We start from the raw sequence: 25,561 nt of genomic DNA, 5'->3' as shown, positions 1-25,561 counted from the left end.
CTCCGCGACAGGTTACATACCCGGTGTCTGCGCGGCAATAGAGAGAGCCGCTACTTGCGCGGGTGGTTTCGGAACCCGGCAAACATCCGCCAACAAGCTCGGCGCCGCAATATACGACGTAGGTTACAGAAACTCGCTAGGCGTACTGCAGGGCTCCCCCTAATCTATGGCTGCTCGGAGAGGCGTGATGGGGATGAACGGCAGACTGATCGGCAAGGAGCTTTCGTTTGCCGCTGCGGCGCACCGGTTTCCGCACGCCGAACTCGCCATCCGCAGACTGATGAACCATAGTGAGGCGTTCTGCGATCTTTGCCAGGAACTCGCCGAAGCCAAGGCCGCCCTCTCCAGGGTTGCGCAGACCACGCCGGAGGATTTGCGCGAAGAGCGAACCCGTGAATGGCTGGAGCTTATCGATCTACTGGTTGCCGAACTGCGCGAGGCTCTCGGCCTCGGAAGGCGAAAGCCCGGCCAGAACCAATGACTGCCGGTATGAAGCGGTCGCCAGCGACACGACCAAATCTTTGGGATGCTCGCGGACATCCACTCGACAAGAAGACAAGTGAGATGAAACAGGTGAAAGTCGATCTCGAGGCCTCTGGCGGCAACGCCGGGCTGTGGAGGCACCTGCTACCAGAACTACAGCGGCCGCTGCGTCGTCGTCTACGTGAACTGATCGCAGGCCGGGTGACGTGGAATGCCTGCGATGGACACCTGAGGAGTGCTTATGGATACACCGCCGATTGTCAGTGACCTTGCCGTCGTTATCCAAACGTCTTTAGCGCCGGTTTTCCTGTTGGCCGGCACCGCAGGCTTTGTCAGCATCTATACCATCCGCCTCGGGAGAGTATCGGACCGGCTGAACGAGATCACCGATCGTGGGCAGCAGCAAAACAAGATCTTTCGGTCGCAGCTTGCCTATTTGCGGCGAAGGGCACTTGTGCTTGAAGTTGCGGTGACGCTTGGCGTGGTGGCCGGCATTTGCACGGGCGGCGCGATCTTGAATCTGCTCGCTGGCACTCTTGCCATCGAATTGCGCCAGGAAAACCTCTTCTGGTTCTTCGGAGGAGCCATCGTCTCGCTCATTGGATCGCTCGTTGTCTTCTTGTTTGAACTGGCGCTCGCGGGACGAAACATGGTGCGGCAAATGCAAATGGACCGAGGCGCCATAGAGGAAGATTGACCGCTCGCATCCCCTGGTCTTTGACGACCATAGCTGTCTAGATTCGCTAAACAGTTGGTATTGCCAAGTGACGTTCGTGTTGCCGAACGGTCGATGTGGGCCTGTCAACAAGAGACAGTCGAGCGAAACTCCCACGGCCCGCGGCTGGTTGCCTTTCGGAAAGTGTGCCCGAAGTTGGCTGGAGACGAATATCCCAATTCGGCCGATACCGGCGTGATCGAGCCGTTGGTGTGTTGCGGGAGTTCAGTGGGTCGCGGAACCCTTGTTGCGCTCGACAATCCGCGAAAATCGGTGCCCACGATTCAATTCCCGTTGCAGTGTCCGGACGCTGGTGTCCAACGATTGCGCGCCATGATCGATTGACACACGACTGGTGAGGACCTGGACCCGGACCTGCTCCACGATGACCTCGAGCAGAACCCGCGGTGCACCTCCTGATCGGTTTCGCGCGACATCCCGGTGGTGACGAGGGGCCATGAGGCATGCCTTGAAGCTCCCGAAAGATTCTAGTGGCGTCAAGGAGGAGGTGGCTATGACAAACAGCCGGAACCTACTGATGGCGCAGAGCCAACTATGCCTGGGTCGTAGAGCCGCAAGCCATCGAAACGTTCTTGGGAAGGGTCGAGTGATGCGGGACGCCATCGCCCATCCTTATGTCGGCCTGTGGTGTGGGTAGCCGCGGAGGGACGCGTCCGGCATGAACTGCTTGCGAACGGGCGCTATGACGAGGCGCGTGGCCAGCGCGAAAGCGCCTACCAGGGACGATATGACGTTTCCGACAACCATATCGAGTACCGGGACGATGCCGGCTTCACGGCCGACGGCGATTTTGGCGGTGGTGTACTCCATCATGCCGGGATGCTCCTGCATCGCAGGCGTTGAGACAATGCGCGGGAGCTTCGAGATGAAGGCGGTTCGGAAACGGGTCGTCTTCGCCCTGGGTTTTTGTGAGAAACCGAGCTTTCGTGATGTGGGGCCGCCGGTCCGGGTTAACCGCCAGCCGACGATGGAGCGGGTGTAGGCATCGATTGACAAAGGCCAGGCACTAAAGCCCTGCCAGATGGCGGCATGGGTGAAAACGCTCACCCGTTCCTGTTCGGCACAGGAGCCGCGAACTGGCGCGGTTCATTGCTTTCCGGCTCGTCAATAATATGATGTGTTTGGTGCGGCACTCATGTTACGAGGCCCTCTGAACAACACAATGAGATACGCCGATGCTTCCTTGGATTCAGCTCGATCGTGCACCCATTCCCGGTGATGGCGGCGAGCTGCGCCTGAAGCAGCGGGGTAGCGAGTTTTCCATCATGCTTGGCGCGACAGAGCTGATGAACAGCAGGCTGAGCGGTTCGGAAGAGGCGCTAGCGACGCTTGGCTGCGAGCGGATTGCCGGTCGGAAAAACGCCAGCATATTGATCGGTGGCCTCGGCATGGGGTTCACGTTGCGGGCCGCTCTTGGTGCCCTGGCCGACGACGCCCATATCGTTGTCGCGGAGCTCGTTCCGGCGATCGTCGATTGGGCGCGCGGACCCATGGCCGATCTCCACAACGGCACACTCGATGATCCACGCGTCAAGATCCATGTCGTTGATGTCGGTGCGCTGATCCGGTCGACGAAGGCCGCCTTCGATGCCATCCTGCTTGATGTCGACAACGGTCCCGATGGCCTGACGCGCGCCTCCAACGACAGCCTCTATAACCACAATGGCCTTCGTGCCGCTAAGGTTGCTCTACGGGCAGGCGGGGTGCTGGGCGTCTGGTCATCCGCGCCGGATAGCGCTTTTACACGCCGGTTGCGTGACGTAGGCTTTGCTACCGACGAGGTGAACGTGCGCGCCAATGGCAAGCGCGGTGGTGCCCGCCATGTTCTGTGGATGGCGACCAAGCACTAGGGCGCCCCCCCAACCTTGCCGGGCGGGGATGGTGCAATCGTCAGCCATCGCGCATCGTCCATTTCACGCCGCCTCGCAGCGGTGCCAGAACCTCTGGGCTCCAATACGGCATCCTATAATGACCGGCGCTCAAGCGATTTGAGAACCCTGAACGCCGACCTCTTTCTTCCGCGCCTCAAGGAAGAGGTCGTTCAATGTCCTTTCTGCAGACATTCGAAAATCCGATCACATTTTCGGGTGGGCTGGACTCACAAGCCTTCGAGCGGAGATGACGTTCCGCCGGGCGGAACGTAGAGTGCGATAGGTTGGGGACCGGCTTCTCATTTCATCAGCCCGGCCGAGCGCAGTGCTTTCTCGATGACTGATTGAATCTTGTTTTCAGCGCCGCCGCTTGGCGGCGTTTGGCGCGCGGCCGGCTGCTCCCGCGATGTTTCGGGTCTCGTATTTTCGCGACGCTCGAAGGAGGCGACAAGGCCCCAGTTTCGTGCGATCTCTACCGTGGAGGATATGCCGACATCGAGCATGAAGGGTGCGCCCCTGCCATAGCCCGAGGATGCGTCGATGGGCGTTCCGTGTCCCATGCCGGAGATCTGGTAAAGCTCTATCGCATCCCTGCTGTGCGCATCACGCCACACCGATCGGGAATGCCGGTTAAATGTTTCCGATGCGGTCGGGTGGTCCGCCAGGCCATGCACGCCGCGCCATTGCGCGACGATCGCCGCCGCATTTTCGGGAACCACCGTCTTGTCGCTCGCTCCATGCCAGACGGAAATCGTCGGCCACGCGCCATCATGCCGCGAGGCGGCGCGCAGGCTTGTCTGCGCGACATTGGTCGGGGCAAGTCCGTGACCGCGCATGCGATCAAACGCCTCCGGAATGCTCGAAGCGGCAGCATAGGGAAGGCCGGCGATGATGGCGCCACCCGCAAACACGTCCGGGTAGCAGGCCATCATGGCATTTGCCATCGCGCCGCCCGCCGAGAGGCCAGTGATGTAGATCCGCCGTTCATCGATAGGGTGGGTAGCGACCATCGTCGCAATCATCTGCCGGATGGACAGCGCCTCGCCCCGATCGCGCTGCGTGTCAGCGACGCTGAACCAGTTGAAGCACAGGTTCGCATTGTTCTGCCGAACCTGTTCGGGAAAGAGCACCACGAAGCCGTCGTCCTCGGCCAGCGCGGTCCAGCCAGAACCGGCGTCGTAGCCGGCGGCGGTCTGCGTGCAGCCGTGCAGCACGACCACCAAGGCCGGTGCGACCGGCAATTGCTTGGGTATATGGTGCCAGGCTGACAGGGCGCCGGGGTTGCTCCCGAAATGATCGAGCTTTCTCAGGATGGAGGAGGCGGTTGGTGTCGTGGGTTTGCTCGACCGCATCCGCGCGAGGCGTTCGAGTGTATCGGATAAGGATCTCATCGGGTGCTCCAGGTGACGCGCCGGGCTGGCGCGTCCACTCTAACCCCTGGATGGAGATATGGTTGCTGCGCTGCACAATAAATCTGCTTCGCTCGGCGCCGAGCAAATGAATCCGCTCGATAGGGGCGGTTTCAGACACTTTCGGCGATCAAGGAGGCTATTCGTCACGCTGACACCCACCAGGAGCAGCGAGAACGGAAGCGAGGAGTAGCAGGGCGAAACCGGCACTGAGGGGGCTGTCGGATGATCCCGGTCATATTGTAACCACCGCTGCAAGGTATCTGCGGCTGCGGCGAGTGCGGGGTGTTTCCTGCGAGAACCCGCTGCTCTTTGATACGGTAGCGGCCTTGCGATGCGCCTCATCTGGCATCGCAAGGCCGCACATGGTGCTCGATCAGATCGAGTGAACGTTTTCCGCCTTCGACTTTCCGGTCTTGCGGTCCTGGCCAACGTCATAGCTGACCTTTTGGCCGTCCTGAAGCGAGCCGCCAGCCTGCAAGGCCGACACGTGGACAAATACGTCTGGCCCGCCGCTATCCGGCGTGATGAAGCCAAAGCCCTTGTCCTGATTGAAAAATTTTACGGTTCCAGTTGCCATTCTATCCTCGTGATCTGAACGGCCTTAGCGCCGCGGACGCAATTTATGCATTGCTTCACGGTCCTGCAACTCCTCATCCGCACGACCATGCGCGGGAGGGAACCGCCGCCCTGTCGGGTGTTCTCGTTTCGCCTTTCACAAAAGGACGTTTCCGATGAAGGCGATCGTGCGATGCACTTCACCCACGGTTGAGTGGCACCGCTGCGGTTGCCGCGACCTACCTTCCCGGGCGGTTTGCGTCGCGGCTCTCCTTCAGCCCCGGAGTGCAATGGCCGCAAACCAGGATCAAGTGTTGGGTCGGGCCGCGCCGGGAGGTCCGCCGAGGACTGCTGCAGTTGGGGCGAAATCCATTCCGTGGCGGAAGCAGGTCGCCAGCTGGTCTGGCGCAAGCGGCGGCGAAAACAGGTAACCCTGGCCAAAATCACAACCATAGGCCAGTAGCTGCTCCAACTGGTCAGGCGTTTCAATGCCCTCGGCAACGACTGTCATGCCGAGGGCATGGGCAAGGCCGATGATCGCACGAACGATTGTACAGGTATCCTGCGTGCTGCTTATCCGGGACACGAAGCCATGGTCTATCTTGATGCGATCAATGGGAAAGCGGCCGAGGTGAGAAAGCGAGGCATAGCCAGTCCCGAAGTCGTCTAGTGCAATGGAAAAGCCTGCACTTTGCAATGTCTTCAGCGTGCTGGCGATCTCATCGCCAGCTTCATCGAGCAGGATGTTCTCGGTAAGTTCGATTTCGACGTCGCCAGGTCTCAAGCCGTGGCGGTGAACATTCGCTTGAAGCATGGAGATGAAGCCGGCATGCCGTATCTGTGCCGAGGCGATGTTAATCGCGACCGGACCTGTCTTGATGCCATTCCGCCGCAAACCGCTGACCGCTTCGAGGGCCTTGTTCAGGACCTGATTCCCGAGATCGCCTATCAAGCCGCTTTCCTCGGCGATGGCGATGAAGTCGGACGGACTGACCGGCCGCCCCTCATGGTTCCAGCGCGCCAACGCCTCGAAGCCCGTGAGCTTGCGATCGCAAAGCGTGAACTGCGGTTGCAGCGCGATGTCGATCGCGCCACGGGCAACGGCCTTGGTGAGCGCGGTGGTAAGGCGACCGCGTTGTTCGACATGGGCGCGCATGGCGCGCGTGAAGATGCGGTAGGTGCCGCGGCCCTCGGCTTTGGCCCGATAGAGTGCCATGTCGGCCTTTCGCAGCAACGCCTCCAGCGTATGACCGTCCTGTGGGAAGCGCGCGATGCCGAGACTGAGCCGCGGCGTCAGCGTGCGACGCTGGATCGCGGTCGAGCGCTGGATTGCTGCAAGCAACCGCTGTGCGAGCGCGTCTATTTTATCGCGCTGGCCGAGCTGCGGTACGATGACTGCGAACTCGTCGCCGCCGAGCCGAACTACGGTATCTGAGCGGCGGAGCGTCTCCATGAGGCGCTGTGCGACGGTCTTGAGCAAGGCATCGCCCGCCGCGTGGCCCATGGAATCGTTGATCTTTTTGAAGCCGTCGAGATCCATGACCATCAGCAGGCCGCCAGTTTGATTGCGTCGGCAGGCCGCTACAGCTTCGTCGAGCCGTTGGGAAAGCACCGACCGGTTCAACAGCCCGGTAAGCGGATCGTGCTCCGCGAGGAACTTGATAGCCGATTCCGAACGCTTCAGCTCGGTGATGTCGGTGCGCGTCCCGACCGTATTGCCGGAGGTGGAGCGGCGCTCTCGAATTTGTATCCAGCGACCGTCGGACAGCTCCTGCACTGTACTTCGTCCAGGGTTGCTGTGCGCGCGCAACCGGGCGCGAAGCCATGCCTGATGGGACCCGCCCGTCTTGCGCGGAAGGACGTATTGGCCGTTTTCCAGCCCGTGCCGCAGGATGGACTCGAAACTGGCTCCAATTCGGATTGCCTCGGCCGAACGCACATGAAGATTTGCATAGGAACGGTTGAAGAGAACGAGGCGGTCATTCGCATCGAAGGCAGCAATGCCGTCCGGCACCGTCTCCATGACGTCGACGAGCAGCGCCTCGGCATCGCGTCGCCGTTCGACCTCTTCGCGCAGGGCCTGCTCGGCCGCCTTGCGCTTGGTGATGTCGTAGCGTACCGAAATATAGGCCTCCACGCGCCCGTCGAAGCCGATGAGCGGAACAATGGTCGTGTCGACCCAATAGAGGTTGCCACCCTTCGCACGGTTGCAGATCTCGCCGTGCCAAACCTGACCGTCGGCGATCGTTCTCCACATGGATTGGAAGAATTCGCCTGGATGGTATCCGGAATTGACGAGACGGTGCGGCTGACCAACGAGCTCCTCTTCGCGATAGCCGCTCACCGCACAGAATTGCCTGTTGGCAGAGAGTATCCTACTTCGCCTGTCGGTGACGGCGACGATGGCGTGTCGGTCGAGCGCGGCCTGATAAGCGTCCAGCAGCTTCGTCAACTCGACCCCTTGGCCGTCCGTGCGGGAGCCGGCATTTTGCTGTATCATGTGGCTGATCCGGCTCTCGCTGACGTGATCATCGTGGTCGGAACGGTGCTTGAATGTGTCGGACGGCTGCATGTATTCTGACAGGTGATGCGATGGCAGGTCTTCCATTGGTGACTCCAGCCGTAATCAGGCCGCACTTCGTGTCAGTGCAGGCGCCGTGTTTATATTAGGGATTGATTTAGGTTATCCGGCTACTAAGAAAATTTGACGGATAAATTCGGGGCTGACCCATTGAAAGAAAAAGACAATTCTATGGGGCCGCTACGCAACAGGATACTCGACTCCATCCGGCCGCAGGCCCAGGAGTTCTTCCGTATGCATGCCGACGTCAGGCCAATGAACACCGGTGACGTCATTTTCGAAGACGGCGCGCCTGTCACGCATGTGGTTTTCCCCCATGAGGGCGTCGTCTCGATCATCGCGGACAATGCCATAGGCACCCGGCACTAAGGCCTCACGATAAGAGGTCGATCTCCGTGCTGCTGTTGGAGAAGCAAGGCCAATAACCCAAGTGGATCGTCGCCAGATGGAAGGCTATGCGCCTTGGCGGGCCGGCATCATCGTGGCGCTGTACCGTTCAAGAAGTTGATCGATCTTCGTGGGGGCAAAGACGTCGTCCAGCAAGAGATAGGCGGCGCCGAACAAAGCGCTGTCCTCGTGCACGGTTGACAACGTGATCGAGAGGTCGCGCGTGGCGAGCGGTAGGCAGCGCTGGTAGACGAGTTCGCGGATCCCGGAGAGTATCAAGTCTCCGCCGCGTGCCAGGGTGCCGCCGATGACGATCAGGCTCGGATTGATGATGCTGACTACGTCGGAAATGGCCTCGCCGATCGTGCGCCCGGCGGCGCGCAGCAGCATCAGCGCCTCGGGTTTGCGCTGCTCGACGAGATCGATAACGTCGCGGGCCGTCTCGGCGCGAAAGCCGCGCGCGGAGAGGTCACGGGCGATGGCCCAACCGGCGGCGCGCGCCTCCACGCAGCCGAACTTGCCGCAGCGGCAGAGCGGCGCGTCTTCCGACAGGAACTGGATATGGCCGATATCGCCTGCCGCACCCTGCGCACCGCGAAACAACCGCCCACCGGCGATCATGCCGCTGCCCATGCCGGTGCCGACTTTCACGAAGAGCATGTCTTCCACTGCCGGAAAGCGCCGCTTGTGCTCACAGATGGTCATGAGGTTCACGTCGTTTTCGACATAGACCGGCACATCGAACCGCGCCTTGAGGTGGCCGATGATGTCGAACTCGTCCCAGCCCGGTAGCACCGAGGGGCCGACGACGCAGCCGCGCTTGAAATCCACCGGCGTCGGCAGGCTGAGGCTGATGCCGAGGAACATGCCGTGGGTCACCTCCGCTTCCCCCCCCGCCAGCGCGGCGAAGGCGTCGGCGATCTGGGCGAGCGTCGCCTCTGGGCCGCTCGTCGCTGAAAAAGGCAGCGTCGTTTGAGAAAGGATCGCCGGCGTCGCGTCCATGGCGGCGAGATGGATGTGGGTTTCGCCGATATTGGCGACCAGCAGGAAGCCGCTTGCCGCGTTGATCGCCAGCACCCGGGTTGGTCGGCCGCCGCTCGGCAGGGTCTTTTCCGTCTCACGCACAAGCCCGCTGGAAAGCAGCGCGTTCAGCCGCTGCGTCACCGTTACCCGCGATAGGCCGGAGGCCGAGAGCAGTTCGGCGCGCGAGGCGGCACTTCCGGCCGCAATCAGGGACAGGATGCCTCCGGCGCCGTCGAGCGTTGGTCTGTCTTGCGCCTCATCCGACCGCACCATGGCAAAACTCCTATTGCCGGATCGGTTTAGCGGGAAAGGCAGGCAAGATAAAGCCGCAGTTTAGTGTCGGCGGCAGTTATGTATAATATAATGCATAAGATTGCAATTTATGTATGGATTTGTGTATATTGGGCAATGACCGTAGGGGAAGGCGCCTCGTGACCACGTATCTCATCGGACTGGACTTCGGATCTGAATCCGCGCGCGGCGTGCTGGTGGAGGTCGAGAGCGGACAGCAGGTGGGGCAGTATGTCCATCCTTATCGGCATGGCATCATGACCCGGGCGCTGCCAGACGGGACCCGCCTGCCTTCCGGCTTCGCCCTTCAGAACGCCGAGGATTATACGGAAGCGGCCTTCGAGATTCTTTCGCGGCTCGGGCGCGGACGTGTCGTTGAGGGCATCGGCCTCGGCTTTACCGCCAGTTCCCCGTTGCCCGCGCGCGCCGACGGCGTGCCGCTCTCTCGCCTCCATCCCGCTGTGCCGCATGCCTATGTCAAATTGTGGAAGCACAATGCACAGGCCTATGCGGATGCGATCAATGCGCGTTCCCATCCGTTCCTTGCCAATTTCGGAGGCCGGGTTTCCGGCGAGTGGCTGCTGGCGAAGGCGGCGCAGATCGCGGCGGAAGCGCCGGCGATCTGGGCCGAGACGGACCGCTTCATCGAGAGCGGCGACTGGCTCGTGTGGCAATTGACCGGGCGGGAGGCGCGGGGTCTAGGCTTTGCCGCGTACAAAGCGCAGTTTTCAGCCGGTGCCGGCTATCCGCAGGGCATCGTCGCGGATCTCGATCGACGGCTGGCGAACCCGCTTGCCGTCGGCTCGCCCGCCGGCTCCCTCTCTGCGCAATGGCGCGACCTGACGGGCATCGAAGGGCGCGCGACCGTCGCCGTCGCCGTCATCGATTCCCATGTCATGCTGCCGGCGATCGGCGGCACGACGCCGGGTGCCTTCATCGGTGCACTCGGCACTTCCGCGGCCTATCTCTATCTCAGCGACATCTACCGGCCGCTGCCGCCCGGCATAGAGGGCGTCGCCTTCGACGGCTCCATGCGCCAGCTCTGGTGTTACGAGGCCGGCCAGCCGAGCTTCGGCGATACGCTCGCCTGGTTCGCACGGACCTTTCCACGCGGCGCGGATATCGACGAGAGTTTTCGCGCCTATAATGCGGAAGCGGCGGCGCTTGCACCGGCTGCCGGAAAACTCGTTGCGCTCGACTGGCTGGGCGGCAACCGCGTGCCCTATGCGGACGGCATGCTTTCCGGCCTCCTGGCAGGCCTGACACGTCAGACGACGGCGGCCGAAATCTACCTGGCCCTGATGGAAGGCCTTTGTTTTGGTGCGCGGGCGATCTTCGATCTCTTCCCGGCCGGCGGTCTTGCACCCGAGCGTGTGTTGATGTCGAGCGGTCTTGCCCGCGCCAACCCCCTGCTGATCCAGATCATGGCCGATGTGCTCGACCATCCCGTCGAGGTGCCCGAGATCGCGAATGCCACTGCCGTTGGTGCCGCCATCCACGGTGCGGTTGCCGCCGGCACTGTCGCCAGCTATGCCGAAGGCGCCGAACGTTTTGGCGCACGCAGCGTGGAGCGGATTTCTCCGCGCGAGCCGCAGGCACGGCGCTATCAAGCAGCCTATGATATCTATCGCGGCCTTTCAGGCGGGGAGAGCGTGCACGCGGCTCTGCATGCGTTGCGCGGCTTGGAGAGCGGAGCGCCAGTCTGAAATTCTTCTTTTTTGCATAAAAATATACAAAAGATAAGTAATTCCTATTTGACTTTATCCAAAAGAGATGACCTAATCTCCTTGGCCTTTGAGGAGAGGCCATGCCCGCCGAAAGAGCCGGGAGGGCTCAGCGGCATCGTTGAATTTTGGGAGGATTTCATGTCGTTTCATCGCATTCGCACATCCGCATATTCAACTACCACCTGGCGGGCCGGCATCGCCGCCGCCGGACTCGCATTCGGCCTTGTGTTCGGCCCCGGCGCTGCCGCAGCCGACGAGGTCATCGTCGGCCTCGTCACGAAAACCGAGGTCAATCCCTTCTTCGTAAAGATGCGCCAGGCCGCGGAGGCCCGCGCCACCGAGAAGGGCGCCAAGCTGATCGCCCGCGCCGGCAAGTTCGACGGCGACAACGAGGGCCAGGTCGCCGCCATCGAGGACCTGATCAGCGCCGGCGCCAAGGGCATCCTGGTCACGCCGAACAATTCGTCCGGCATGCTCGACGTCATCAAGAAGGCTCGCGAGGCGGGCGTCCTGGTGATCGCGCTCGATACGGCGACGGACCCCGCCGATGCCGTCGACGCCACCTTCGCCACTGACAATTTCGAAGCCGGCGTGCAGCAGGGCGCCTATGCCCGCAAGGCGATGGGCGACAAGAAGGCGGTCGTCGCCATGCTCGACGGTACGCCCGGCGGCACGGTCGATACGTTCCGCCACGACGGCTACCTGAAGGGTTTCGGCATTGCCGAGGGCGACCCGTCGATTGCGGGCGCGGCAATCACCAACGGCGCGCAGGACAAGGGCCAGGTCGGAATGGAGAACCTGCTCTCCAAGAACGGCGAAATCAATGCCGTTTACACGATCAACGAACCGGCGGCTGCCGGGGCCTTTGCAGCACTGAAATCCTTCGGCAAGGAAGGCGACGTGATGCTGACCTCGATCGACGGCGGCTGCGCCGGCGTGCGCGACGTCAAGGATGGCAAGATTGTCGCCACCGTCATGCAGTTCCCCTACAAGATGGCCTCGATGGGCGTCGATGCGGTGATAGAATATGCCGCGTCCGGCACCAAGCCGAGTGGCTTCGTCAACACAGGTTCCTTCCTCATCACCGACAAGCCGGTCGAGGGTCTGGAATCGAAAGACACCGCCTGGGGCCTTGAAAACTGCTGGGGTGACTGATCCCCTTTCTCCCGGCGGGACCGCTTGAGGCGTTGAGCCACTGCGGTCCCGACCGGGCGAACGGCCCCGCATAAACGATCCTGACGCACGGGATGTCCATGACCACAGCCAACGTTTCCCCGGCCGAGACGCCGCGAAGCCTGAAGGCCCGCATCCTGGGGACCCCGTCGGTGGGGCCGCTTCTGGTCCTTGTCGGCTTCTGCGTGATCTTCGCGCTGACCAACCCCCGCTTTCTCGCCACCCAGAACCTGTCGATCATCCTGCAACAGACAGTCATCATCGGCGTCCTGGCGATCGGCCAGACGCTCGTGATCATGACGGCCGGCATCGATCTCGCCGTCGGTGCCATCTGCGTGCTCGGCACCATCGTCGCGGGCAAGCTGGTCAATCTCGGTTATGACCCGGTGCTTTCCATGGGCTTTGCCGTGCTGCTCTGCACCGCGGCCGGGCTTGCCGCCGGGGGGCTCGTCAGCGGCCTCCGACTACCACCCTTCATCGTCACGCTCGGGATCCTCGGTATCCTGACGGCGGCGCTGCGGTTGATCTCGGAAGGCGGCGCCTTCCCGGTGCGCGATCCCTTCCTCGCCTGGACGGGCAACACGATGAAGCTCGGCGGCTTCGTGCTTACCTACGGCGTGCTGATCATGTTCGCGCTCTATGGTGTCGTCTGGTATCTGCTGAACCAGACGAAGTGGGGGCGCCACGTCTATGCCATCGGCAACAACGCCGAAGCCGCCCGTCTCGTCGGTATCCCGGTACGCCGTCACCTCTTGTCCGTCTACGTGCTCGCCGGCCTCATCTATGGCATCGCCGCGTGGCTGGCGCTTGGGCGAATCCCCAATGCCGATCCGAATGCCATGCAGAGCGCCAACCTCGATTCGATCACCGCTGTGGTGATCGGCGGCACCAGCCTTTTTGGGGGACGCGGTGGGCTCATCGGCACGCTGATCGGCGCCCTCATCGTCGGCGTCCTGCGCAACGGCCTGACGCTCGCCGGCATCGATCCGCTCTGGCAGGACCTCGTGACCGGCGTCCTCGTCATCATCGCCGTTGCGCTCGACCAGATGTCCCGGAGGAAGAGCTGATGTCCGACGTTCCGCATGTGGTTCTCGAAGCGCGCAATGTGGTGAAAACCTATGGCCATGTCACCGCGCTCGACGGTGTCGATTTTGAACTTCGGGATGGAGAGATCCTTGCTGTCGTCGGCGACAACGGTGCCGGCAAGTCGACGCTCATCAAGACGCTGACCGGCGCCGTGCGCCCGACGAGCGGCGAAATTCTGCTCGACGGCGAGCCGGTCCATTTCCGCGGGCCGCTCGATGCGCGCCATGCCGGCATCGAGACGGTTTATCAGGATCTTGCCGTTGCTCCCGCGCTCGACATCGCCGCAAATCTCTTCCTTGGCCGGGAATGGCGCGCACCGGGCCTCCTCGGCAGCCTCTTTCGCCGCCTCGACAAGAAGGGCATGCGCGAGGAAGCCCGCCGCGCCATGGGTGAACTGAAGTTCCGCCTGCCAGCGATCGACAGTCCGGTGGAATCGCTTTCGGGCGGCCAACGGCAGGGGGTGGCCGTCGCCCGCGCTGCGCTCTTCGCCCGTAAGCTGGTCATCATGGACGAGCCGACGGCGGCGCTCGGCGTGCGCGAGACGGGGCAGGTGTTGGAACTCATCCGCTCGATCCGCGACCGAGGCCTGCCCGTCGTTCTGATCAGCCACAACATGCCGAACGTCTTCGACATCGCCGACCGCATCCACATCATGCGCCTCGGCCGGCGCGCCGCGGTGGTCACGCCCAAAACCCACTCCATGAACGACGTCGTCGCCATCATGACGGGTGCGACGGTGGCCTGACCCTTCTAAATCTGAAGCGCTGTCACTCTACACGAGGCTATAGCAGCCCGAATACATTTGAAAACAGGATAGATCAGCTTAACTCAGCGTCCAAAATACCGGCTGCTGGCCAGAGGTCAGGTTTGTATGGGGATGAGCCAGAAAGAGGAGGCGATTGCTCAGGGCAACCACCCGCCTCAAGGGAGGCCTTATGCCGATTTCTCGGCAACTGGGTTGATTTTGCTGCTATACTTTGGATTTGCCGGCTCAAGGTCCGCCGCTTTTTGAAAGTGCAGCTTGGCGTTCTTTTTATCCTTCCTCCCGGCGTATATAACTCCAAGCTCATAATAGGATTTCGCAAGCTCAGGAGCATCCACAGTAAGGCGCGTGTGAAGTTGAGCTGAGCGATCTGTATCTCCCATCCGGCGCAGGCAACTCGCAAACGCAAACCGGGCATTGATGTCGTCCGGAGCAAGGGCGGCGGCGGCCGCGACGAAAGCATAGGCATCATTCGCCCGCCCCAGCGACATCAGTGCTCGTCCCAGCATGGAGTTTACCTCCTCTGAAGTCGGGTTCAATGCAATAGCGTTCCTGCCGTGCATTTCGGCACTCGCCCAATCCCTGTCGGACACGGAGCAATATGTGCGAAAGTATTCATATGAAAACCCGGGGATTTTCGTATAATTCCCTTCACCTTCTATGCGGGCAACCGGCCGGTCGTTTACGAAGTCACGTATTAGTGGGATGAGCTTATTTTGGTTGTGAAGCGCAACCTGAACCGCGTGCGCTTCGCCAATGATCGTCTTCACCACGACGTTCTCAATACCCTCTAAAGTAGAGGCGCAATATATGTCGACGGGGTCGGACTGTCCGGAGACGATATATATGCGCCTTGAAGCTGGTGTAATCAGTTTGGAAAGATCCGGATAGGGGATCTTCGTCCCAGGAGTCATATACTTCCTGCAGCGGCTGTGCGGCAGATTGATCAAGGTCTCCGGACAAAATGCCAAGACTTGCGCGCCCGCCAAGGCTCCGTGCAACAGGGCGCCGGCGCCTCCCATGCTTACGCCGACCATATACAAGCTCTCCGCGCCGACAAGCCGGGCGTAGTTGCGTATGGCTTCAACCGTTTTTTCCGCCGTGTCCCCGAGCCCGAGGACCCCATGCTGATACCATTCGTTGCGGTTGCCATTGTTTACGAACAGAACGTTGTCGCTGATAGACTTAGAAACATTCCAAAAAGTGAATTTTCCAGCCTTGTTGTCCGTTGCGGAGAAGATGACGACAAGCTTCTTCGAGCCTGCTCTGGGCATCAATACAAAGGTTTCGCGGTGTATGGGTTCGATCGTCATCTCGTCTCTATTCCAGCCGTTTACCGAGTTTCTGCTAGCCTCAAGGAATGGCTTCGTAAAATGGGGGGCGCCCATGCCGTCAACCACGTCGACAACCATGGCGGGAAGGTGTGATTTTCGTCGAGGCTTGTTGAGACGGCGGTTTCCAGTTCCTCTCCGATCGCCGGCCTGGAAGGGTGATATGTTCGCTGCGGAGGCCGGACTAGAGCCTCATGTGAATACAACGGATCAATCGACGGCTTCCATAAGTCCGTGTTCCACCAGCTTTCGCGCGAAATCGAGAAGCTCCCATGCCGGCGTGCCAATGATTTCGGCGACATCCAGTAAGTCGCGCGTGCCATCGGCATAGGCGATGAAGTTCATCATGGAGCGCACGCCCGCGGCGCTACCCTTCGTGGACATCGTGGGATAGAGGCCACGCCGACCGAGCTGCGGCTCGCCCAAAACCGTCACCTTGTAGCGGAGATTGCCTTCGATGCACTCGATGCAGCGTTTGAGCGCATCCAACCCACCCTGGAGACCCGCCGGGGTTACAAGCGTCAGGTCGTCGAGCGACGTATGATATTCCGGATAGCGACCGTATTTCGACCTCATAACGGAAGCCACCGGCAGATCCACGCCGGGCGAACAATATTGGCGCTCGTCACTGCCTCTGTCGAGGTATCGGTAGCGGATATAGTCGGGATCGATGTGGGCGAGAACATGCTTGGCCGCGCGGTCGGCCAATGTGTTGCCGTCCCTCGACGGCAGATAGGAGTAGACCCTGTCGTCACCGACGCAGGAAACATTGAAGCCCGCGACGATACGCTTCTTCATTTCAGCAAGATTTCGGCTGATATAGGCGATCGAGCCGATCGTTTCGGGTACGAAGACGATGCGATAACTGTAGCGCCGTGGCGCCGAGGCGATCCATCGCGCCAGCCATGTCGTGACCATCGGTCCCGACAGTTCGTTGTTCGCCATCGATGGGTGGCAGATATAGGTGGAGACGAAAATCTCCTCCTCGCTTTCGCCGGGGATTTTGGCCTCACCATAGATCAGTTCGCCCGGTGCAAGCGTGCTGTCGATCACCGCGCGATACGATCCCGGCTGCAGCATTGCACGCTTGCTGTGAGGGATGCAGAAGCCCCAATACCGGCGGTAGTAGGAGGTGACGTAGGGGATGGCGTCGGGCTGATCCGGCAGGGAGTGCAGATGCGGCTGAAGCTCTTCAAGCGACAACACGCGATCGACGGGCTCCGAGTATCCAACCACGTGAAGGTTGTGGTCCGCGAAGTCGCAAATCACCTCGCCGGACGGACCGATAAGCCGCGCCGAACGGATATTCCACTCGTCGGGTATCGTCCAGTCAAGCACCGGCTCGCCTGACTTGAGGGAAAAGGTCTCGAGATTCGGGCAGTAGCGCTTCAGGATATCGAAGGTCTGACGCACGCCGTCACCGGTGATGCTCCGGCAGATGGGAAACAGTTCGGTGGCGAGCGCATGCATCGCCAACCCTTCTTCCGGCCCTGCGAGATTCTGTGGCATATCATTCATACTTGCACCTGCCGTTTCTGCTGAAGCAATCGGGTGAGTTGATCCAGGCGGTGCGTGGCGTCGATCTCGCCCGAGGTGAACCGCACGCCGTACTGGTTTTCAATCGTTAGCAGAAGCTCGATGTGGCGAAGAGAGTCCCAACCGGGAGTTATGCCAAGCCCACCGCCGGTGAGGTCGTAGTCGGCCGGCAGCTTGAGCGCCGCCAGGACTGTGCGCTGCAGCTGGGTGTCCGATCCGCCGCCATTCGGCGCGCTCGCAAGTGAGGTGGCACTCCCTTCCTGCAACCCGCCGGCAGGCGAAGCGGAAGACTGGACCCGCGATCCGGCCGGCACGAAGCCGAAACGCCCGCGCTCGATCCTGCCGGGCTCGATGATCATGTCACGGTCGAGGGACTTGCGGTCATTCAGCAGGGTAAGCAGGCGCGATGCGACCTCGGCGGGAAGCAAGGCCGACGCTTCGGGGCCGCGATATGCTTCTGAAAAGGCAGTGGCCACATATCCCGGTGCAAGTGTATGGCCGGTGACGCCGTAGGGACGGTTCGCGGTGTCGAGCGAGCGAAGGCTCTGCGTCGCCATCATCTTGGCGCCCGCATAGGCCTCCCAACCCGGTGGGAACGTTTCCACAGCGACGGTTCCCAGCAACACAAAAGCACCGCTTTGCCGAGCGAGCATGGTGGGTAGCGCGGCCTGGGCAATGGCCTCCAGAGCCGAGAATGCGATGGCGACATGGGTCTCCGCGGAGGCTTCGACCGGAGCCGACGCCGCATGAACGACGAGGCCAAGATCCCGGTACGCCTTGATCTCGTGCGTCAAAGCCGAGCGTCCCGTCCCGGAGGCGAGGTCGGCGGCCACGAATTCGAAGCTGGCCTTCTCGTGTTCAAGCAATGCGGCCAGGGTGTCGCGACGCGCGGAAGGCCCGCGGTCTTGAAGCAGCAACCTGTAACCCTGCCGCGCCAGCGCGACCGCGATTGCCTGGCCGATCTCACCGGAGCCGCCGGTAATGAGCGCTGTAGCATCCTCTTCGCGCCGGATCGGATGGAGCGGATTGAATTCCCAATCGGCATATCGCGCCTGCACCCGCATCGTGGCATCAAGGACGATCGCCGAGCCTTTCAGGGCCAGCACCCGCAGGTTAAGAACGTGATGGCTTTGGTTGACGCTTTCGATGCGCGCCGAATAGCGAAGCGTTTCACCATAGTGGACCGGCTTCGCGGCTCGGATCTCGTGCCCGAGATAGAGGGAGGGCTCGCCCGGAAAGACCATGCCGGCGATCATGGAGAGAGGTGCGAGCGTCATGTGCAGAGGCACGATCGTGCGCGGGTCAGAGCCCTGGAGAGCTGCATAGGCCGAATCGTGGTGGAACGGATTGCGGTCGCCGCTCAGGCTCGAGAACGCATCGAATTGCGACTGGTCGAACGTTTTGTCGAAAACAATGTGATCGCCGATCTGGAATCGATCAAAGGCTGTGGTCAATGTCACATGTACCTCGGGTGTTGTTGCTTTGAAGATGGCTGCCGGGGACCGACAGCAGGGCGCGGTCCATCGGCACAGTCAAAACGCGTGGTCTCTTGGGCAGATATCCGGTCGTGGCAGGCGGGAACTGCTTCATGGTCGGGTCTCTGAAACGTGGCCGGGCAATCAGCGGCTGGAAGTCGGCATGTGATCGGCAATGGTGAGGTAGGACGGCAGGGCCACATCGGGGCTGCATGCCGCCACCCACTCGCCCGAAGCTTCCTCGTAAGCGAATCCGGTGTCCCGATACACACCTCGAACCGGGGTATTGCGTTCCGTCTCGATGATGGGCCCCCTGAGTTCCCGCCAGCCGCGCCGCGTTCCGCGGGTCATCGCCCAGCGGGTTATTGCGGTCTCCAGGCCGCGACCCAACACACGGCAGGACATCAGATAGAGGTCGATCAGGCCCGCCGCCTCCCTGTCGGGATGGTCCTTCACGATGATCAGGCCGATGTTCTCCTCGCCGGAATACTTGTCCTCCAGCGCGATGACGGCCACATCTCCGCCGGCAGCGGCAATCGCGGTGAGATCGGCGGCCTCGTAGCGCCGAGTGGTGGTGTTGAACTGGTTGGTCTTCTTGCAGAGCTGCGCTGCACGGGCGATGTTGGTGGCGTCGACCGGCTTCATATGCAAGGTCATGCCGAGGCTTTTGTAGAAATCCTCCAGGCTCACGGCCGTCTTGCGGCTCTGTTCGATCTTGGCGCGGTTCTTGTAGCTTTCGACCCGCTTCAGATCTTCAGCCGTGACGGAGATAACGCCAAGCCACGGCGAAGAAAGCAGCGTCTCGGCATATTCGGCGGGGTCGGGAGGAAGATCCAGGACCTTGACGGCAGGGAGATTCCGTTTGACGCCTTCGCGCTCGACCGGATTGTCGTCGATGAAGAGCGCCGATTCCAAGCCAAGGCTCAGTTCGTCGCAAATTTCCTGGATGTTCGAGAACTTCGGGCTCCAGTTTATCCTGTGCGTGACGATGTCGGTGCTGCGGATCTCCATGCCCGGATGTTCATCGATCATCTTCAAGGCTAGATCGGTGTCGTTCTTGCTGGCTATGGCAATCGCTATCCCACGGCGTGCCAGGGTGCGTAGCGCCTTCTGGAAGGCGAGGAAGGCGTTGCCTGGATAGTCGCCGGCAATCTTCACGCCGTCGATGCCGTCTTCGCCGAGCACTCCACCCCACATCGTGTTGTCGAGATCGACGACCAGGACGCGTGCGGTCTTGCCCATTGCAGCAAGAACCAGTCCGGTCACGTGCTTGGCCAGTTGCTGCGAGAAAGGCTCCGTGAAGGGGAAGCGCCCGAGATGCCACAAGCGGTCGTCGGTGACGCGCCCTTTCGAAAGAGCTGCCTGCTGTGCCATGTCGATCCAGGCGATCTGGTCGACGCCTTGCAGCGCCGCTTCCAGAATGCCGTTCATCTCCGCGATCAGGCGTGCCTGAGTGGTGGAACTCTCGCCGGTCGCGCGCAATGCTGCGAAGCGCGCGACGAATATCCAGCCGCGCGCTTGTTGGCGATAGTGCACGATCGCGTCGGCATAGTCGGCAACGCGGTCGTGAAGCAGTCCGGCGTCTATCCCATCGATGGAAACCGTCGCGGCGACGTCCTCGAGCCTGTCTGCAAAAAGCGTGTATTCGGCACCGAAGCCCAAAAGCCCGACGGAAGGGTCGATGAGCGCGCGCTGCATCTGTCCATAAGGCACGCTGAACGTTTCGACGGTACGGTCCTGCACATGCGCGGCGACTTCCCCCTCCAGTGCTGCGCGGAGGATCTCCACATTCGAGCTGCCAAGCACCGCTACCTTCAGCGGTCCCTGACGCTCGCGTGCGCGTCGGGCGGCGAAACTCTGGGAGACAGCCGGCCCATTGCTGACATGGGCGTAGCCGTCCGCCTTGAGCTGCTCGCGGCAGACTTCGGCCAAGTGGTTCATGGCTACCGACTCGACAACGCCGCGCCAGAGCTTAGCGGTCTTGATCGCCCCCCTGCGTCGTAGTTCCTTCACCGCAGGCATAAAGTCGTTGCGAGGGTCTGCTTGCAGATCACGCACATACATTTGTGCCGTGACCTGAGCGGACCCTGTGCCGAAATCGCCCTCGCCGGTGAACGTCTTCATGTAGCGATAAGGGACTTTGGCCAGTTCCTCATACCGATGGAACGGGGTGCAATAGTTCCAGCCGCAGCCGAGCATGACGATCGTCGCGCGGTTAGCCTCGAAAAACTCGAATGTCGAGCCGCGTCCGAATGTCGTTTCACCGGTACAGGCAAGAATGTCGGCGGCGCTTGGACCAAAGACGACGAAGGAATAAATCGGATGCGCGGTGCGGCGCGCGGTCGGAAGACCACTCAGCGCCCAGTCCGCAAGGAGACCGACTTCCGACGGGCTGTTGCGATAGCTATATGTCTTACCCCGGCAGAAGCTGAAGGTGAACGCCGGTATGGCGAAGGTCCAGCCTTCGCGCGCAAGACGATTAAGAGCATAAAGGGCATCGAAACGCCCAAAGCTGCGCTCGGCAAGCAGGGACGAAAGAGAATTGTGGACAACGGCGATGGATGGTTCGCCAGAGAGGACGGCTTTCAGCGCGCTGTAGAAGGCGACGCGCGATGTCGCATCTCCGATTTCGGAATGTTCGGAAGAAGGGCGCGCGCGGGTTTCCTCAATATCAAGTTGCATTGCTGGCTTCACCTCTTTGCGAACGAGCGCAAATATCATGAGGTGAGATAGGACGCAACGTTGATCGTGTCAGCTCCCGGCGTCGGCTCCCGACAAAATCATCAACGTTCTGCGCGAGACCCGATCAAGATCATAGAGCGCAGGGTAACTTTCCCAATTGCTGAGCCCTGAATAATAAAGCCTCCCTGTTGATCTCTATTGGAAAGTAATCAATGAAATAATCACCTTCTCAAAGAAACCCGGTCCAGGTTGGCAAATTTTACAACATACAGCACCATTAAAAGTGGCCCCAAACAGCCTAGTCAGAGAATCGTTGTGTATCCGCAAGAGGGCGAAGGAGGATAGAGATCCTGACTTTATCGTCATTCCACGCCAAAGCTGGTTATGCCCCCATAGGGATCTACTTCTGATGCTAAAAATCTATGGCCGTTGTGACGAGGGAAGTTGAAGATGAAGCTGCATCAGCTTCTCAGCAAACGCCCAGTCTTCTGGCGTATCGATATCCTGAACACGTGATCTCGGCATCATATAGGGATGGGCGTGATCCGAAAACATCGGTTTATTCTCAAGGAATGCGTCGCGACGTCCCCAGTAGAACTGTCCGGCATCGTGAAATGCTTCCGGTAAATCCTGGCTTCTGGTCGTACGATACTCGGGCCAAAGCATATCGACTGTTCCGCTTTCATTTGCCACCAAAGCTCTTTGGACCGGGTACGCGAAATGCGCGGCAGCGAAGACGAAATCGACGTTTGGTTCTGTCGTCAGGCACGCATGTGCAGCACAAAGGTCATCGGGCTCGATCATCGGTGCGGTGGCATAGATACAGCACGCTAAATCCACCCTTCGATCGAAGAAGGTCTCGGCGCTATTGATGGCGTGATTGATGACCGCGCGCGTCGGCGTTAAATCGTCTGAAATTTCCTCCGGCCGTTTGAACGGCACTTCCGCGCCTGCGCTTCGAGCCACGTCGGCGATCTCATCGTCGTCGGTTGATACGATTACCCTATCAAAAAGCCCACTGCGAACCGCAGCCGAGATTGGCCAACTCAGCATCGGGCGACCAAGGAAAGGCAATATGTTTTTACGCGGAATGCGTTTGCTTCCTCCCCGGGCGGGTATGATCGCGATTTGCACGAAACTAGATCCTGACTTGGTAGCGGTGCTTGGTTGTACCCACCATGCCCTTATGGAACCTCTTGTGGGAGGGCGGCAGGCGCGGTGTCTTCAATCCTGCCACCTGGTTCGGCTCGCAGGCCCAGTGCGCGATCAACAAGTATCGCCGCAGAGGCGTCGCGCTTATCTATGTCGGCCACATCCTCCTGAAACCAGAAAGGCGGATAGATCTTCTTGTTGGTAATCTGTCTCGTATGGAAACGGTAGTCCACGGTGAAATTCTCGTCGCTCATATAGTTGAGCCACACAGCTGAGCGTTTCTTGATGTCACTAGAGACGTGGGCGATCTTTTCGAAGCGAAGATACTCTTCAAATTCGCTGCGGGTCTGAGGCGCCACGTGACCGATGGGGTAGTCAATCGGTGCAAAATGCCCTGCGAGGACGCAGGGAATACCCATTATACCCAGCTCGACAGCAGTCGTGCCATTGTAGATGAGACCGATGTCGATCAACTCGCCCATATCGTGCATATCAAACCAACGGTTGCCCAGGAACATTACGTTCTCGCCAAGCGGCTCTGTAATAAGGTCGCGAAAATACTCAGTTGGAAAGGTTGCGACTTGGTTGTTGGTTTCATGCGGATGAGGCTTCACCAGCAGCAAAGTCTTCGTATTTTCAACCACCCGAACGCAATGATTGATCCAATCGCTCATGTTCTCGTGGGTGGGGCCTCCGTTGAAAGGGGTTCCTGAATCACAGACGACCTTGCCAAACGCACATGCGACCTTACCGCCTTGGGCACGCCATTCCAAAATACGCTTGCGGGCGGCTTCGGCATCAGGGGAGCGTTCACGCTGCCCCATTGTAGATCGTTTTACCCTCGTCACCCCCTCGAAGCGCTCCAATATTTCATCGGCTTCCCGACGCTTTTCATCGTAATAATTGGCAAAGTTGTCAGGGAGAGGGAAACTTGCCGACCGCGCCTGTGGGAAGCGCGTCATATTACGCAAAACGAACCGCTCAGAGACGTTCGTGGAGAAGTTGTTGAAATAATTCTGGTAACCGTTGGCCGCATGCAAGAAAAACAGCCGATCTGGATTGCCGTTGGTGTCGCAGTAGAAACGTAACAGCGCATCCGGGAGTCGCGAACTGAAGAGACCGACGATCGCCACACGCAGTTCAGGATCTTTTTGCTGTAGAGACTGCACATGACTTAAAACGCGGGCAGCGGATTTCGTCCAGTTGACGAGCGTTTCCGACGTTTGCTGCAATTCCGGGCATTCCCATACCACCGAATAGCGCCGCCTTTTGATCGACGCGTCTTCCCAGAGCGGGTGGGAAAGATCGATGTCGTCCCAGGATACGCGGCCCTCGTCCAGCGAAAACGCGAAATTTTCCAACGGCGGAAGAATTTTAGAGGCCGCCGTTGAAAGCTCTGCATTCTTTGTAATGGCATAGCTCATGGCATCGATATCTGGATCGCCCGTCTTGTCGAGAGGAAAGTGGCCCTCAACGACCGGAATTAGAGCCCATCCCCGGCGCTTGAATTCGCGAAGCGCCATGATAGGGTAGTTGCTCATCATTCCCACAGTGCGCGCAAAAACCAAGACAATCTCTTTCGGCTTCTGCGGTTGTTGTTGCTCGCGAAGGATGTCTGCTGTTTGACGCAGGAATTCCAACTCACCTTTTTGAATAAAAATTTGATAACACTGTACGGGTTTTAGAGCTTTTGGATTTGCCAGAATGTTGCCCAGGATCCCTGCAACGAGCGTTTCGGCTTCCTTGAATAGGCCCTGGCGACGCAATATTTCGGCGTAGTGTATACAGCACGCACGCTGACGAAACCCCTTAGCCAAACTCGCTACAAATGTAGCGCCGGCCTTATACTGCTGTGCCAAAACAGCGTAGCGCAGGTAATTTCTGATGTCATTCTCGTGCTTTGGCTTGAGGCGCTGCGTCGCTCGAATGACCGCGTCGGCATGTTCGTGGCAATCTGCTTCCGCTGCGATAACCGCCGCGGCTTGCCAGATGTCCGGGCCGACTTTTTTATGCTTGGCGAGGACGACAAAAAGCTGGTTAATCTCCTCGGCTAGTTCGCGGCGGCCAAGTTTTCGAACCAGAACGAGCAGTTGGCAAAGTGTGCTGATTCGCTTTTGCGTGATGAGCGTTAGCGGGTCTGCTTCCAGAAGCGTTTCACGGATTTCAGCCATCACTTCGTCCAGACAAGCGCTTGCGCGCTCGTACGCCGGACGGTAGTCGGGAAGCTGGCGTCGCCCAACGCGGAGCATCTGCCGAATAGTCGAGATTTTTGAAGAGAGCGCGGGCGCGTTGCGGAACTCTTCTTCGCACAGAGCCAAAAACTCCGCCTGCCGCCGTCCTTCGATTAGGGTTTCCTTGAAAAAATGGACCTGAGCACCTAAGACGGAGTCTGGTGAGGCATCATTTGCGATAGGCAAATGCGCAATAGTTTCCGCGCGGATTGGCCCATCATTGTCAAGTTCATTCTGGGTGTCGTCAGGTTGGGTATCGTCAGGTGTGTTGAACTCAAGCTGCGGTGCGCCGCCATCAGAAACGTCCTCGCTTGACCAATCGACGTTCTCGCGAGCAATTCGATCAATCACGTCCCAGCATTGTACGTAGAACGTAAACTGGGGTTTCTTCTTTCGATCCGTCAGGACAGCCGAATCTGCGAGAAGCGTTTCGATTCGGTTTGCCGATGTCCGATAATCGCCCAGCAGCGACCGGGTTAACACCGCAAGGTACAGTAAATACTTGCTTTCTGGATAAGCTTTCAGGATAGCTTCAGTAGCGTGGGAAAGTTTTTCCCGATCATCTTTATTGCTGAGGTAATTTACGATCTTTTTGCCGGCCGCGGTTTGCCCGGAGCCGCCCAAAGCCTCTAGCTGGGCCAGCACGCGAAGCATGCCAGTAATATTGTTGGCTCTCGTGAAGTTTGCGAGTATTTTCCTCAATGCGCGAACGCTCATTTCACGCGCTTCGGCTTCACGGCCCATCCTGCGCAGAAGGTCGGCCTGAAGCTGCAACGCCGCCTTGGGATTTCGCCACCTCAAGACGGCAAGCGCTTTGTTGGGGTAGCCGTACTCTGCAAATTTAAGCGCCACCTTAAGGGAGAGGGGAGCGAGATAGCGCTTGATAGTCCAGCGCCCATTCGAAGGCTTCTGTGGGGCTATCATAGCGCGCTCCATTGTGGAACCTTCCTCAAGATCAGTGTGTTTCTGCTGCGTTCTCGATGCCCGTGTACGGTCACAAGCGACAACAGTTCCGGGCCGCGATTGGGGCATGGACTAAGAGCTGCCGGGAGGCAGACCGAAGATC

The 25,561-nt window shown here is 59.9% G+C and carries 19 protein-coding genes; 9 read left to right on the top strand and 10 right to left on the bottom strand.

Annotation, left to right across the window (positions count from 1 at the left end; translation table 11 throughout):
* The first annotated feature begins 193 nt into the window (after nt 1–193).
* The 4 genes from BSY16_RS29295 to BSY16_RS29280 all read left to right on the top strand — a co-directional run bounded on the left by BSY16_RS29295 (nt 194) and on the right by BSY16_RS29280 (nt 3,069).
* A complete protein-coding gene (locus tag BSY16_RS29295) occupies nt 194–481 on the top strand; it encodes a hypothetical protein (protein ID WP_286157283.1) in 288 nt (95 codons plus the stop codon).
* Nucleotides 482–724: 243 nt separating this feature from the next.
* The gene (locus BSY16_RS29290) at nt 725–1,180 is read left to right on the top strand and encodes a DUF2721 domain-containing protein (RefSeq protein WP_069063267.1); all 456 of its coding nucleotides are present in this window, start codon (nt 725–727) and stop codon (nt 1,178–1,180) included.
* Nucleotides 1,181–1,843: 663 nt separating this feature from the next.
* Nucleotides 1,844–2,062 carry an Atu4866 domain-containing protein gene (locus BSY16_RS31770; protein WP_353652383.1) on the top strand — a complete coding sequence of 73 codons (219 nt, stop codon included), beginning with the start codon at nt 1,844–1,846 and terminating at the stop codon, nt 2,060–2,062.
* A 332-nt stretch (nt 2,063–2,394) separates the two neighbouring features.
* Nucleotides 2,395–3,069, top strand: a complete 675-nt coding sequence (locus BSY16_RS29280; protein ID WP_069063265.1) for a spermine/spermidine synthase domain-containing protein — start codon at nt 2,395–2,397, stop codon at nt 3,067–3,069.
* A gap of 320 nt (nt 3,070–3,389) precedes the next feature.
* On the opposite strand, the gene BSY16_RS29275 is transcribed toward BSY16_RS29280, so the two are convergent.
* The 3 genes from BSY16_RS29275 to BSY16_RS29265 all read right to left on the bottom strand — a co-directional run bounded on the left by BSY16_RS29275 (nt 3,390) and on the right by BSY16_RS29265 (nt 7,665).
* A complete protein-coding gene (locus BSY16_RS29275) occupies nt 3,390–4,481 on the bottom strand; it encodes an extracellular catalytic domain type 1 short-chain-length polyhydroxyalkanoate depolymerase (RefSeq protein WP_069063264.1) in 1,092 nt (363 codons plus the stop codon).
* Nucleotides 4,482–4,875: 394 nt separating this feature from the next.
* Complete coding sequence (locus tag BSY16_RS29270) at nt 4,876–5,079, bottom strand: cold-shock protein (RefSeq protein WP_069063263.1); 204 nt, start codon at nt 5,077–5,079, stop codon at nt 4,876–4,878.
* A 285-nt stretch (nt 5,080–5,364) separates the two neighbouring features.
* Nucleotides 5,365–7,665, bottom strand: a complete 2,301-nt coding sequence (locus tag BSY16_RS29265) for a putative bifunctional diguanylate cyclase/phosphodiesterase (RefSeq protein WP_083243175.1) — start codon at nt 7,663–7,665, stop codon at nt 5,365–5,367.
* A 123-nt stretch (nt 7,666–7,788) separates the two neighbouring features.
* Here BSY16_RS29265 and BSY16_RS29260 point away from each other — a divergent pair, with 123 nt between their 5' ends.
* Nucleotides 7,789–8,007 carry a cyclic nucleotide-binding domain-containing protein gene (locus BSY16_RS29260; protein ID WP_150130176.1) on the top strand — a complete coding sequence of 73 codons (219 nt, stop codon included), beginning with the start codon at nt 7,789–7,791 and terminating at the stop codon, nt 8,005–8,007.
* Nucleotides 8,008–8,091: 84 nt separating this feature from the next.
* Here BSY16_RS29260 and BSY16_RS29255 read toward each other — a convergent pair whose 3' ends face one another.
* Complete coding sequence (locus BSY16_RS29255; protein ID WP_069063260.1) at nt 8,092–9,321, bottom strand: ROK family transcriptional regulator; 1,230 nt, start codon at nt 9,319–9,321, stop codon at nt 8,092–8,094.
* A 158-nt stretch (nt 9,322–9,479) separates the two neighbouring features.
* Between BSY16_RS29255 and BSY16_RS29250 the strand changes: the two genes are divergently transcribed.
* From BSY16_RS29250 to BSY16_RS29235, 4 genes are all read left to right on the top strand, one after another.
* Nucleotides 9,480–11,045 carry an FGGY-family carbohydrate kinase gene (locus BSY16_RS29250; protein ID WP_286157282.1) on the top strand — a complete coding sequence of 522 codons (1,566 nt, stop codon included), beginning with the start codon at nt 9,480–9,482 and terminating at the stop codon, nt 11,043–11,045.
* 159 nt (nt 11,046–11,204) lie between these two features.
* A complete protein-coding gene (locus BSY16_RS29245; RefSeq protein WP_069063258.1) occupies nt 11,205–12,221 on the top strand; it encodes a substrate-binding domain-containing protein in 1,017 nt (338 codons plus the stop codon).
* Nucleotides 12,222–12,313: 92 nt separating this feature from the next.
* Nucleotides 12,314–13,306: an ABC transporter permease gene (locus BSY16_RS29240; protein WP_069063257.1), complete on the top strand. Its 993-nt coding sequence runs from the start codon at nt 12,314–12,316 to the stop codon at nt 13,304–13,306.
* Entirely contained in the window at nt 13,306–14,070 is a 765-nt protein-coding gene (locus BSY16_RS29235; protein WP_069063256.1) for an ATP-binding cassette domain-containing protein, read from the top strand. The genes BSY16_RS29240 and BSY16_RS29235 overlap by 1 nt, the downstream gene beginning before the upstream one ends.
* 188 nt (nt 14,071–14,258) lie before the next feature.
* Here the strand turns inward: BSY16_RS29235 and BSY16_RS29230 are convergent, their stop codons facing one another.
* The 6 genes from BSY16_RS29230 to BSY16_RS29205 form a co-directional block, all read right to left on the bottom strand.
* On the bottom strand, nt 14,259–15,401 hold the full coding sequence (locus BSY16_RS29230; RefSeq protein WP_171902497.1) for a tetratricopeptide repeat protein: 1,143 nt from the start codon (nt 15,399–15,401) through the stop codon (nt 14,259–14,261).
* Nucleotides 15,402–15,629: 228 nt separating this feature from the next.
* Nucleotides 15,630–16,937: a DUF4910 domain-containing protein gene (locus BSY16_RS29225; protein ID WP_069063254.1), complete on the bottom strand. Its 1,308-nt coding sequence runs from the start codon at nt 16,935–16,937 to the stop codon at nt 15,630–15,632.
* Nucleotides 16,934–18,415: an SDR family NAD(P)-dependent oxidoreductase gene (locus tag BSY16_RS29220; protein WP_083243174.1), complete on the bottom strand. Its 1,482-nt coding sequence runs from the start codon at nt 18,413–18,415 to the stop codon at nt 16,934–16,936. Before BSY16_RS29220 ends, BSY16_RS29225 begins: the two co-directional genes overlap by 4 nt.
* 159 nt (nt 18,416–18,574) lie before the next feature.
* The gene (locus tag BSY16_RS29215) at nt 18,575–21,112 is read right to left on the bottom strand and encodes an HAD-IIIC family phosphatase (RefSeq protein ID WP_171902496.1); all 2,538 of its coding nucleotides are present in this window, start codon (nt 21,110–21,112) and stop codon (nt 18,575–18,577) included.
* 420 nt (nt 21,113–21,532) lie between these two features.
* On the bottom strand, nt 21,533–22,246 hold the full coding sequence (gene pseF, locus BSY16_RS29210; protein ID WP_069063252.1) for a pseudaminic acid cytidylyltransferase: 714 nt from the start codon (nt 22,244–22,246) through the stop codon (nt 21,533–21,535).
* Nucleotides 22,247–22,296: 50 nt separating this feature from the next.
* Nucleotides 22,297–25,419: a hypothetical protein gene (locus tag BSY16_RS29205; RefSeq protein ID WP_150130175.1), complete on the bottom strand. Its 3,123-nt coding sequence runs from the start codon at nt 25,417–25,419 to the stop codon at nt 22,297–22,299.
* Between the last annotated feature and the right edge of the window lie 142 nt (nt 25,420–25,561).

The sequence above is a fragment of the Sinorhizobium sp. RAC02 genome, from assembly GCF_001713395.1.
In the GTDB taxonomy this organism is placed as follows: Bacteria; Pseudomonadota; Alphaproteobacteria; order Rhizobiales; family Rhizobiaceae; genus Shinella.
The sequence above is the reverse complement of the archived record's forward strand: the minus strand, read 5'-3'. Positions and strand labels throughout refer to the sequence as shown.